Consider the following 11,950-nt stretch of genomic DNA (forward strand, 5'->3'; position numbering starts at 1 on the left):
CGTTTTCCTCAAAAGACAGGTCCCACCATGAGCATTACGCAGTTCAAACACACCGCCACCCTGCCACTGGACGAATCCAGCCCGGTCGCCGTGCCACTTGGCGAGCCGATCGCCATTGCCTCGACCACCAGCGTCGAGCGCGACGACGGCGTCGAAACCGGCGTCTGGGAATGCACCCCGGGGCGCTGGCGCCGGCAGATCACCGCGCAGGAGTTCTGCCACTTCATCTCCGGCCGTTGCACATTCACCCCGGACAATGGCGGCGAAACCCTGCACATACAAGGTGGCGACGCATTGATGTTGCCGGCCAACACGCTCGGCATCTGGGATATCCAGGAGACCGTGCGCAAGACCTACGTGCTGATTTTCTGATTGTTTGATCCTTTGATTGCCTGCCAACAAAAATAGCCACTACAGGAATCACCTCATGATCCAGAAAACCCTCACCCTGGCGCCGCTGCTGCTGGCCGCCTCGATCAGCCATGCCGCCGAAACGGTCAAGGTTTACAACTGGTCCGACTACATCGCGCCGGACACCACGAAAAACTTCGAAAAAGACACCGGCATCGGCGTCACCTATGACGTCTACGACAGCAACGAAACCCTCGACGGCAAGTTGATGACCGGCAAATCCGGTTATGACGTGGTGTTCCCGTCCAACCACTTCATGGCCCGGCAAATCCAGGGCGGGGCGCTGAAAAAGCTCGACAAGGGCCAGTTGCCGAACTGGAAGAACCTCAACCCGGTGTTGCTCAAGGCCTTGCAGGTCAACGACCCGAACAACGAACACGGCTTCCCGTACCTGTGGGGCAGCACCGGGATCGGCTACAACATCGCCAAGGTCAAAGCGGTGCTGGGCGACAACGCGCCGGTGGACTCCTGGGACCTGATCTTCAAACCCGAGTACATGGAAAAACTGCAGAAATGCGGCGTAGCGATCCTCGACAATGGCCCGGAATTGCTGCCGGCGGCGCTCAACTATCTGGGCTTGCCGCCGCACAGCAAGAATCCCGAGGACTACAAGAAGGCTGAAGCGCTGCTGATGAAAGTGCGGCCCTACGTCAGTTACTTCCATTCCTCGAAGTACACCAGCGACCTGGCCAATGGCGATATCTGCGTGGCGGTCGGTTTTTCCGGCGACATCCTGCAGGCGGAAAATCGCGCCAAGGAAGCGAAGAACGGCATCGACATCGGTTACGCGATTCCCAAAGAAGGCGCGGCAATCTGGTTCGACATGGTCGCCATGCCAGCCGATGCGCCGGACGAGAAGGCCGGTTACGCGTTCATGAACAACCTGCTGCGCCCGGACGTGATGGCCGGCATCAGCAATTACGTGCACTACGCCAACGGCAACCAACAAGCTGACGGTCTGATCGACCCGGCGATCAAGGGCGACACCAAGGTCTATCCGAGCCCGGAGATGATGGGCAAGCTGTTTGCGCTGGAGGCGATGCCACTGAACATTGACCGGATTCGTACGCGGGTGTGGAACAAGATCCGCACCGGTAGCTGAAATTTCCAACACACACAAAACCTGTGGGAGCGAGCCTGCTCGCGAAGCGTTTAGTCATTCAACAGATTGTTGTCTGGGCGGACGTCTTCGCGAACAGGCTCGCTCCCACATGAGTCATGCAGTCGTCCGAAATTACTTTAATTGATTGATATCAATACACTGGCATTGCACTAATAGAGTGCAGGAAAGTGAGACGCGTCTAACAAAAAACAACTTACCGATATTTAATATTTAAATAGAAAATCGTCAGACAGTTGCACCTGGCGTGACCCGCTAAAACATTCTTCCGATCCCACAGGCTTTGTTTACGGCAGTTTGCCGGAACAGTTCAATTTGATCTAAAAAAAACGCTAGACGACAGATTTCAAATTGTGTCAGGTTTCTGATGCCTTCATTGGGCGAGTGATAGGACGATCTCGCCAGGGATTGTCGCTATCTGACAAAAACTGTTCCATTGCTAAACAAGGAAGTGTGTTTATGTCGAAAGTTAAAGCTAACGCTATTGATACCGCCGCCGAGACATTTGTGCCTGTAGGCGCAGTGCAGTCTCTGGCTGCAACCAGTTCCGCCTGGAACCAGATCAATAGCTTCAGCCATCAGTACGACCGTGGCGGCAACCTCACGGTCAATGGCAAACCCTCCTTCTCGGTGGATCAAGCCGCCACACAACTGCTGCGAGACGGTGCCTCCTGGCACGACCTCGACAACAGCGGCAAGATCGAACTGACCTACACCTTTCTGACCGCCAAAACCGCTAACTTCAGCGGCCTGGGTGTCACCGGTTTCAGTCAGTTCAGTGCCCTGCAAAAAGCCCAGTCCGTGCTCGCCATGCAATCCTGGGCGGATGTCGCCAACGTTACGTTCACCGAAGCTGCCCGTGGCGGCGATGGTCACATGACGTTCGGTAACTATAGCGGCGGCCAGGAAGGCGCAGCGGCGTTTGCGTTCCTGCCAGGCACCGAGCCAGGCTATGACGGTCAGTCCTGGTACCTGACCGGCAGTGGCTATGACGTCAATAAAACCCCGGGGCTGAGCAATTACGGGCGTCAAACCCTGACGCACGAAATCGGTCACACCCTGGGCCTGTCTCACCCTGGCGACTACAACGCCGGCGAAGGCAACCCGACCTACAAGGATGCTTCCTACGGGCAAGACACCCGTGGTTACAGCCTCATGAGTTACTGGAGCGAAAGCAACACCGCCCAGAACTTCAGCAAAGGCGGCGTGGAAGCCTATTCCTCCGGCCCGCTGATGGATGATATTGCGGCGATCCAGAAACTCTACGGCGCCAACATGAACACCCGTACCGGTGACACCACCTACGGCTTCAACTCCAACGCCGGTCGCGATTTCCTCAGCGCCTCGTCGTCGAGCGACAAGCTGGTGTTTTCGGTGTGGGATGCGGGCGGCAAGGATACCTTCGACTTCTCGGGTTTCACCCAGAACCAGAAGATCAACCTCAATGAGACCTCGTTCTCCGACGTCGGCGGCATGATCGGCAACGTTTCCATTGCCAAGGGCGTCACCATCGAGAACGCCATCGGTGGTTCGGGTAACGACCTGCTGATCGGCAACAGTGCGTCCAACGAGCTGAAAGGCGGTGCCGGCAACGACATCATCTACGGCGCCGGTGGTGCGGACAAACTGTGGGGCGGCTCGGGTTCGGACACGTTTGTGTTCGCAGCCAGTTCCGACTCCAAGCCGGGTGCGATCGATCAGATCCTCGATTTCGTCAGCGGTCTGGACAAAATCGATCTGAGCGCCATCACCAACGGCGCAGGCCTGCACTTCGTCAACAGCTTCACCGGTGCAGCCGGCGACGCGATCCTGACGTCGTCGGGCGGCAACAGCCTGTTGTCGGTGGACTTCTCCGGGCACGGCGTGGCGGACTTCCAGGTCAGCACCGTCGGCCAGGCAGCGACCAGCGACATCGTGGCGTGATGTGAAACGGGAAAGCGGCGCGTGATGCGCCGCTTTCTTTACTTGCATCCATTCGACCACTGGGCAAGGCTACGGGCCGGAGCGAATTTTCTCATGATCTGTAAAGCTTTTACCTACAAGGCAGTGGCGTGGCTTTCGGCGGCGTTCATCATGATTTCTGGAGAAACAACCATGGCAAGCAGCCTCAGACTCGAAGATCCATCCGTTTTCGCCGGGCAGTGGCAAGCCATTCTGACCGCACCTGATGACGCCCCAGAGGCGCAGGCGTTGCAGGACAAACCATCGAACACCTGCCTGATCGATCTTGAACCCGACCAGACGCTGGGCAAGGGTGCCGACTGCCTGGGTGCGTGGCTTGAGCAGACGCCGATCGGCTGGTTTCCCGAGCCGGACGGCCTGTCGATTACCGGCAAGGAAGGTTCAAGAATCCAGTTTTTCAGCCGACAACGTGATGGGCTTTATCTGAGTACTTTGAAGGCGGGCCTGGTGATTACACTCAAGCGCAACGCGCTACAGCCGTGAGTATCAGTAACGACTGACAGTTGAATATAAGGTGCCACGTTGCAGTTATAAGCGTCACGCCAATACAACGAATGATCGGTTGTATGACGGAAGTTGTGATTGAAGTGTCAGTGCAAAGTTGCAAGAAGTATTCCGGCATGCGCACGGATAATTAACAGAGACGTCTCGCCAAAGAATGGCGGGGAAATTATTTCAGGAATAATCAATGAAGATGGCGAAGGCCCCAGCCACCGCTCCCTTATTCAAGGCTTTGGGTGACTATAAAAGCATTCTGATCAGCGTCGGCTGCTTTACCGCGCTGATTAACGTGCTGATGCTGGTGCCCTCCATTTATATGCTGCAGGTCTACGACCGCGTGCTGTCTTCGCAGAACGAAACCACCTTGGCGATGCTGTCGTTGATGGTCGTCGGGTTCTTTGCGTTCATCGGCATGCTGGAAGTGATCCGCAGCTTCATCGTGATTCGCATCGGCAGCCAACTGGAGCGCCGCTTCAACCTGCGGGTGTATCAGGCGGCGTTCGAACGTAACCTGTTCAAGGGCGAGGGCAATGCCGGGCAGTCGCTGGGCGATCTGACCCACATTCGTCAGTTCGTCACCGGGCCGGCACTGTTCGCGTTCTTCGATGCGCCGTGGTTTCCGGTCTATCTGTTCGTTATCTATCTGTTCAACGTCTGGCTGGGCGTGCTGGCCACCGCCGGCGCGCTGCTGCTGATTGCGCTGGCGTGCCTCAACGAATACATGACCAAGAAGCCGTTGGGCGAAGCCGCCGGTTTCTCGCAGAAATCCAGCCAACTGGCGACCAGCCACCTGCATAACGCCGAAACCATTCAAGCCATGGGCATGCTCGGTGCGCTGCGCAAGCGTTGGTTTGGCGTACATTCGCGCTTCCTCGGCCTGCAGAACCAGGCCAGCGACACCGGTGCGGTGATCAGTTCGATCAGTAAAACCCTGCGTCTGTGCCTGCAATCGCTGGTGCTGGGCCTCGGTGCCTTGCTGGTGATCAAGGGCGACATGACCGCCGGGATGATGATCGCGGGTTCGATCCTGATGGGCCGCGTGCTGAGCCCGATCGACCAGTTGATCGCAGTGTGGAAACAGTGGAGCGGGGCGAAGCTGGCCTACCGTCGTCTGGACTCGCTGCTGCAGGCGTTCCCGCCGAGTGACGACGCCATGGCGCTGCCGGCGCCGAAAGGCCAGATCACCTTCGAGCAAGTCAGTGCCGGCCCTCCGGGGCAACGCGCGGCGACTTTGCAGATGATCAATTTCAATCTGGGCGCGGGCGAAGTGCTCGGTGTGCTCGGTGCCTCCGGTTCTGGCAAGTCGACCCTGGCCCGGGTGCTGGTCGGCGTGTGGCCGACCCTCGGTGGCACGGTGCGCCTGGACGGTGCCGACATCCATCGCTGGAACCGCGACGAACTCGGCCCGTACATTGGCTATCTGCCGCAAGACATCGAGCTGTTCAGCGGCAGCATCGCCGAGAACATCGCCCGTTTCAGCGAGGCCAACCCGGAAAAAGTCGTGGCCGCCGCGCAACAGGCCGGCGTACACGAGATGATCCTGCGCCTGCCACAAGGTTACGACACGCAACTGGGCGAGGACGGCAGTGGCCTGTCCGGTGGTCAGAAGCAGCGCGTGGCCCTGGCCCGTGCAATGTATGGCGAGCCGAGCCTGGTCGTGCTCGATGAGCCGAACTCCAACCTCGACACCGTCGGTGAAGCCGCGCTGGCCAGTGCCATCGCCCAGCTCAAGGCCCAAGGCACCACGGTGGTGCTGGTGACGCATCGCTCTTCGGTATTGGCCCAGGCGGACAAGTTGCTGGTGCTCAACGACGGTCGCTTGCAGGCGTTTGGCGCCAGTCAGGAAGTCCTCAAGGCGCTGTCCGGCGCCCAGGAACAACAACGGGAAAAATCTGCGCAGGCACCGGGCGGGCTCAGCATGAGCCGGCAGTACCAGCCCACGACAAGGAATTCGGGTGTATGAGCAGCGCCAGCATGAACACTGAAAACGAAGCGAGCATGGAACACACCTACATCACCGAGCGCCCGGAGCGCGATGCGAAATTTTTCGCACGCATGGGCTGGATTCTGGCCATTGTCGGCGCCGGCAGCTTTTTCACCTGGGCCGCACTGGCGCCGCTGGATCAAGGCATTCCAGTGCAGGGCACCGTGGTGGTCTCGGGCAAACGCAAGGCCGTGCAGTCGATGAGCAGCGGCGTGGTCAGCCGGATCCTCGTGCGCGAAGGCGAGATCGTCAAACAGGGCCAACCGCTGTTCCGTCTCGACCAGACGCAAGTCGCTGCCGATGTGCAATCGCTGCAGGCGCAATACCGCATGGCCTGGGCCAGCCTCGCGCGTTGGCAGGCCGAGCGTGACAACCTCAAAGAGATAACCTTTCCCGCCGAGCTGAGCAACGATCCGGACCCGCGCCTGGCGCTGGTGCTTGAAGGCCAGCGGCAACTGTTCAGCAGCCGCCGCGAAGCGTTCTACCGCGAACAGGCCGGCTTGCGCGCAAGCATCGAAGGCGCCACGTCGCAACTGGCCGGCATGCGTCGTGCCCGCACCGACCTCAATGCCCAGGCCGATTCCCTGCAACAGCAATTGAGCAACCTGCAGCCGCTGGCGGACAACGGCTACATCCCGCGCAATCGCTTGATGGAATACCAGCGTCAGCTGTCGCAAGTGCAACAGCAACTGGCCGAGAACACCGGTGAAAGCGGCCGCGTGGAGCAGGGCATCCTCGAATCGCGCCTGAAGCTGCAACAGCATGGCGAGGAATATCAGAAGGAGGTGCGCACGCAACTGGCGGACGCGCAGCTCAAAAGCGTGACTCTGTCCGAGCAACTGACCTCGGCCGGTTTCGACCTGCAGCACAGCGAGATTCTCGCCACCGCCGACGGCGTGGCGGTCAACCTTGGCGTGCACACCGAAGGCGCCGTGGTGCGGCAGGGCGAAACCCTGCTGGAGATCGTCCCGCAAGGCACGACGCTGGAAGTGGAAGGGCACTTGCCGATCAACCTGATCGACAAGGTCGGCACACATTTGCCGGTGGACATCCTCTTTACCGCGTTCAACCAGAGCAAGACCCCGCGGGTGCCGGGTGAGGTCAGCCTGATTTCCGCCGACCAGATGGTCGATGAGAAAACCGGTGTGCCGTACTACGTGTTGCGCAGCAGCGTCAGTGATCAGGCGATGGAGAAACTCCATGGCCTGGTGATCAAGCCCGGTATGCCGGCGGAAATGTTCGTGCGCACTGGCGAACGTTCACTGCTCAACTACCTGTTCAAACCGCTGCTCGATCGGGCCGGCTCCGCGTTGACCGAAGAATAAGGATGTTCGGCTGTATGAATAAGCTTTCGATGTTGGGAGCAGCGTTCGCGCTGCTCGCAGGAAACAGCGCGCTGGCGGCCATGGGGCCATTCGAGGTCTACGAACAGGCATTGCGCAACGACCCGGTGTTCCTCGGTGCGATCAAGGAGCGCGACGCGGGCCTGGAAAACCGCATCATCGGCCGCGCCGGACTGTTGCCCAAGGTCGGTTACAACTACAACAAGGGCCGCAACTCGTCGAAGGCCACTTCACTTGACGAGCGTGCGCGCAATCGCACCGAGGACCGCAACTACAACAGCTACGGTTCGACCCTGACGGTGCAGCAACCGCTGCTCGACTACGAAGCCTACGCGGCGTATCGCAAAGGCGTGGCGCAGTCGCTGTTTGCTGACGAGGCGTTTCGCGGCAAGAGCCAGGAGCTGCTGGTGCGGGTGCTGGACAACTACACCAAGGCCTTGTTCGCCCAGGATCAGATCGACATCGCCCAGGCCAAGAAGAAGGCCTACGAGCAGCAGTTCCAGCAGAACGAGCACATGTTCAAGCAGGGCGAGGGCACGCGCACCGACATCCTTGAAGCTGAATCGCGCTATGAACTGGCGACCGCCGAAGAGATCGAGGCGCGCAACGAGCAAGACGCCGCCCTGCGTGAGCTGGGCGCGTTGATCGGCGTACCGGCGGTGGACATCGGCGATCTGGTGCCGCTGGATCAGAATTTCCAGACGTTCGCCCTGATGCCGGCCAACTATGACACCTGGCATGAGCTGGCAATCAGCAACAACCCTAACCTGGCGTCGCAGCGGCAGGCGGTGGAAGTGGCGAAATATGAAGTCGAGCGCAATCGCGCCGGGCATCTGCCCAAGGTCAACGCCTATGCCTCGATGCGCCAGAACGAATCCGAGAGCGGCAACACCTATAACCAGCGCTACGAGACCAACACCATCGGTTTCGAAGTCAGCGTGCCGTTGTACGCCGGGGGCGGGGTGTCGGCCTCGACCCGTCAGGCCAGCCGCACCATGGAGCAGGCCGAATACGAACTCGACGGCAAGACTCGCGAGACATTGATCGAGCTGCGTCGTCAGTTCAGCGCCTGCCTGTCGGGCGTCAACAAACTGCGCGCCTACCAGAAGGCACTGTCTTCGGCCGAAGCGCTGGTGGTGTCGACCAAGCAAAGCATTCTTGGCGGTGAGCGAACCAATCTGGATGCGCTGAACGCCGAACAACAACTATTTACCACCCGCCGCGATCTGGCTCAGGCACGCTACGACTACTTGATGGCCTGGACCAAGCTGCATTACTACGCAGGGACATTGAACGAACAGGATCTGGCGCGGGTGGATGAGGCCTTCGGACAAGGCCCGAAAAGCAACACGAACTAAGGTCTTGCACTGACCTGTGGTGAGGGGATTCAGCGAAACGTCGCCACAGCAATCGTGTTGATTGCTGGGTGATCGGCATAACAACTCTAAAAAAACAAAGAAAGTGAGTGGTGAACATGGAAGTACGCATCAAGCCGGCAGCGGTCGGCACCCTGTTGCTCGCAGTTTCCATCGCGCAAGCCAATGCGCAGTACCTTGAAACCGGCAAACCCGGCGATCCGGCCAGTTGGCGCAGTGCCGAATTCCAGCGTGACTGGGGCCTTGCGCGGATGCAGGCCGATCAGGCCTACGCCGCCGGGATCACCGGCAAAGGCGTGAAGATCGGCGCCCTCGACTCCGGCTTCGATGCCACCCACCCCGAGTTCGCCACCGACCGCTATCACCCGGTGCTGGCGTCAGGCAGTTACGTCGACGGTTCGCTGTTCAGCGTCAACGGCACCCTCAACCCCAACAACGACTCCCACGGCACTCACGTGGTCGGCACCATGGGCGCGAGCCGTGACGGCAACGGCATGCACGGCGTGGCGTACAACGCGCAGATCTTCGTCGGCAACACCAACAAGAACGACAGCTTCCTGTTCGGCCCCAAACCCGATCCGCGTTATTTCAAAGCGGCGTACGACGCCCTGGCCGATGCCGGCGTGCGCGCAATCAACAACAGTTGGGGCAGCCAGCCGCCGGATGTCAGCTATCGCACCCTGGCTGATCTGCACGCAGCGTACGCCCAGCACTGGAATCAGGGCACCTGGCTCGACGCGGCAGCGGACGTCTCGCGCCGCGGCGTGATCAACGTGTTCAGCGCCGGCAACAGCGGCTACCCGAACGCCAGCGTGCGCTCGGCGTTGCCGTACTTTCAGCCGGATCTCGAGGGACACTGGCTGGCGGTCTCCGGGCTCGACCAAAGCAATCAGCAGAAGTACAACCAGTGCGGCATCGCCAAGTATTGGTGCATCACCACGCCTGGGGCGAAGATTGATAGCACCATTCCGGGGGGCGGGTACGCGATCAAGTCCGGCACTTCGATGGCCGCGCCGCACGCCACCGGGGCACTGGCGCTGGTGATGGAACGTTATCCGTACATGAACAATCAGCAGGCGCTCGAAGTGCTGCTGACCACCGCCACGCAACTCGACGGCTCGGTCACCGATGCACCGACCGAGCGGGTCGGCTGGGGCGTGGCCAGCATGAACCGGGCGATGCACGGGCCGGGACAATTGTTGGGGGCATTCAATGCCAATCTGGCCGCCGGGCAAAGCGATGTCTGGAGCAATGACATCTCCGACAAGGCCTTGCTTCAGCGTCAGGGCGAAGACCTCGTCGAGCACAGCGCCTGGCAGCAAACCCTGCAGGACAAGGGCTGGCAGAACGGTATTGCGCCCGGTGCCAGCCAACAGGATCAGACCGACTACGCGGTGGGCATGGCCCGTGATGCCGCCGCGGCGACGCGGGTCTATCAGGGCAGCCTGATCAAGTCCGGAGCAGGGCGCTTGCTGCTGAGCGGCGACAACACCTTCCGTGGGCCGACCACGGTCAATGGCGGCGTGCTCAGCGTCAACGGTTCGCTGGCCTCGGCGGTGACCGTCAATGACAGCGGCACCGTGGGCGGGTCCGGGCGGATCGGCTCGCTGACCGCCAACAGCGGCGGCCGCGTGGCGCCGGGCAATTCCATCGGCACCTTGAATGTGGCCGGTGACGTGACCTTTGCCCCGGGCTCGACCTACGCGGTCGAGCTGTCGCCGAGCAGCAGCGACCGCATCGTCGCCGGCGGTGCCGCGAGCATCAGCGGCGCCACCGTCAGCCTGTCGCTGGAAAACAGCCCGACCTTGCTCAGCACCACTGAAACCCGCAGCCTGCTCGGTCATTCGTACGACATACTGCAAGCGGCCGGTGGTATTCAGGGTCAGTTCGGCGCGGTGTTGCCGGAGTACCTGTTCATCGGTGGCAGCCTCGACTACGCGGCCAACGCCATTCAGCTCGACATCCAGCGCAACGCCACCTCGTTCGCCAGCGTCGGACAAACCCCGAATCAGCGCGCGGTGGCGGCGGCCGTCGAAGGGCTGGGCGCCGGCAACTCGGTGTACGAAAGCCTGCTGCTGTCGGCAGACGCCGCTTCCGCGCAACAGGCATTCCAGCAGCTGAGCGGGGAAATCTACCCCGCGCTCGGCTCTATGCTGATCAATGACAGCCGCCAGTTGCGCGACGCCGTCGGCGAACGTCTGCGCGATGCAAGCGCCACGCAAAGCAACGGCTGGATCAAGGCACTCGGCGCCTGGGGCACGACTGACTCCGGTCGTGACACCTCGCGCTACAGCACCTCGATCGGCGGCTTGCTGGCCGGCGTCGACGGCGCGCTGGACGAGCAGACCCGCATCGGTCTGGTCACCGGGTACAGCGACAGTTCGCTGAACATGGGCTCGGGCACGCATTCACAGGCTTCAGTCGACAGCTATCACTTGGGCGCTTACGCCGGTCACGACATCGGCGCCTGGCGCCTGAGTACGGGCGCGGCCTACAGCTGGCACCGCGCCGACGTCAAACGCGATCTGCAGTACGGCGACGTCAGCGCCAAACAGAAAACCAAGGTCGACGCGGCCACCACTCAGGTCTTCGGTGAAGCGGCTTATCGCCTGAACCTGCAACCGGTTGCGCTGGAGCCGTTCGCCAACCTCGCTTACGTGCATCTGGATACTGAAGGCTTCACCGAAAAGGGCGACGCGGCGGCGCTGAAAAGCTCCGGCGAGCAGCGTGATGCGGTGCTCAGCACCCTCGGTGTGCGCGCGGTCAAGACGTTCAATCTGTCGGCTCAACAATCACTCGATGTCAGCGGCCACCTTGGCTGGCAGCACAGCTTGAGCGATATCGACGCCGAACAGCATCTGCGTTTTGCCAGTGGCAGCACACCGTACGCGGTCGAGAGTTCGGCACTGGTGCGCGATGCGGCGCTGGTCGGCGTGCAAGCCAGCCTGGCGGTGAGCAAGGACGTACGGGTCAACCTCGATTACAACGGCCAACTGGCCAACCGCGAGAAGAGCCATGGCGTGGGGTTGAGCCTGAACTGGCAGTTCTGAGCGCCTGCAGGTCAGATGAACACACACACTTGTGGTGAGGGGATTTATCCCCGATCGACTGCGCAGCAGTCGCACACCCAGACGACTCGGTTTACGGAAGAGACTGTTCGGGGCCGCTTCGCAACCATCGGGGGTGCGACGTTTCGCTAAATCCCCTCAACACAAGCGTTAACTCCCAGGCCCAGGTGTGGGGCTGGTAAACG

The 11,950-nt window shown here is 60.7% G+C and carries 8 protein-coding genes; all 8 read left to right on the forward strand.

Annotated features, from left to right (window positions below):
- Positions 1-27 precede the first annotated feature (27 nt).
- The 8 genes from PseAD21_RS13840 (at position 28) to PseAD21_RS13875 (ending at position 11,747) form a co-directional block, all read left to right on the forward strand.
- Positions 28-372: a cupin domain-containing protein gene (locus tag PseAD21_RS13840; protein WP_102356178.1), complete on the forward strand. Its 345-nt coding sequence runs from the start codon at positions 28-30 to the stop codon at positions 370-372.
- Between the two features lie 55 nt (positions 373-427).
- A complete protein-coding gene (locus PseAD21_RS13845) occupies positions 428-1,513 on the forward strand; it encodes a polyamine ABC transporter substrate-binding protein (RefSeq protein ID WP_102356179.1) in 1,086 nt (361 codons plus the stop codon).
- 477 nt (positions 1,514-1,990) lie between these two features.
- Positions 1,991-3,454 (forward strand): serralysin family metalloprotease, encoded by a 1,464-nt coding sequence (locus tag PseAD21_RS13850; protein WP_102356180.1) that lies wholly within the window; start codon positions 1,991-1,993, stop codon positions 3,452-3,454.
- Between the two features lie 93 nt (positions 3,455-3,547).
- Complete coding sequence (locus PseAD21_RS13855) at positions 3,548-3,976, forward strand: AprI/Inh family metalloprotease inhibitor (protein ID WP_158242600.1); 429 nt, start codon at positions 3,548-3,550, stop codon at positions 3,974-3,976.
- Positions 3,977-4,181: 205 nt separating this feature from the next.
- Positions 4,182-5,957: a type I secretion system permease/ATPase gene (locus PseAD21_RS13860; protein ID WP_102356182.1), complete on the forward strand. Its 1,776-nt coding sequence runs from the start codon at positions 4,182-4,184 to the stop codon at positions 5,955-5,957.
- Positions 5,954-7,303 (forward strand): HlyD family type I secretion periplasmic adaptor subunit, encoded by a 1,350-nt coding sequence (locus PseAD21_RS13865; protein ID WP_102356183.1) that lies wholly within the window; start codon positions 5,954-5,956, stop codon positions 7,301-7,303. The genes PseAD21_RS13860 and PseAD21_RS13865 overlap by 4 nt, the downstream gene beginning before the upstream one ends.
- A gap of 2 nt (positions 7,304-7,305) precedes the next feature.
- Positions 7,306-8,679, forward strand: a complete 1,374-nt coding sequence (locus PseAD21_RS13870; RefSeq protein ID WP_102356184.1) for a TolC family outer membrane protein — start codon at positions 7,306-7,308, stop codon at positions 8,677-8,679.
- A gap of 116 nt (positions 8,680-8,795) precedes the next feature.
- Positions 8,796-11,747 carry an autotransporter serine protease gene (locus PseAD21_RS13875; protein WP_102356185.1) on the forward strand — a complete coding sequence of 984 codons (2,952 nt, stop codon included), beginning with the start codon at positions 8,796-8,798 and terminating at the stop codon, positions 11,745-11,747.
- Positions 11,748-11,950 lie beyond the last annotated feature (203 nt).

The sequence above is a fragment of the Pseudomonas sp. AD21 genome, assembly GCF_002878485.1.
Taxonomy (GTDB): domain Bacteria; phylum Pseudomonadota; class Gammaproteobacteria; order Pseudomonadales; family Pseudomonadaceae; genus Aquipseudomonas.

Excerpts from the sequence above, each read along its gene's own strand:
- PseAD21_RS13840 (WP_102356178.1), top strand. The coding sequence starts at position 28 with ATGAGCATTACGCAGTTCAAACACACCGCCACCCTGCCACTGGACGAA.
- PseAD21_RS13845 (WP_102356179.1), top strand. The coding sequence starts at position 428 with ATGATCCAGAAAACCCTCACCCTGGCGCCGCTGCTGCTGGCCGCCTCG.
- PseAD21_RS13850 (WP_102356180.1), top strand. The coding sequence starts at position 1,991 with ATGTCGAAAGTTAAAGCTAACGCTATTGATACCGCCGCCGAGACATTT.
- PseAD21_RS13855 (WP_158242600.1), top strand. The coding sequence starts at position 3,548 with ATGATCTGTAAAGCTTTTACCTACAAGGCAGTGGCGTGGCTTTCGGCG.
- PseAD21_RS13860 (WP_102356182.1), top strand. The coding sequence starts at position 4,182 with ATGAAGATGGCGAAGGCCCCAGCCACCGCTCCCTTATTCAAGGCTTTG.
- PseAD21_RS13865 (WP_102356183.1), top strand. The coding sequence starts at position 5,954 with ATGAGCAGCGCCAGCATGAACACTGAAAACGAAGCGAGCATGGAACAC.
- PseAD21_RS13870 (WP_102356184.1), top strand. The coding sequence starts at position 7,306 with ATGTTCGGCTGTATGAATAAGCTTTCGATGTTGGGAGCAGCGTTCGCG.
- PseAD21_RS13875 (WP_102356185.1), top strand. The coding sequence starts at position 8,796 with ATGGAAGTACGCATCAAGCCGGCAGCGGTCGGCACCCTGTTGCTCGCA.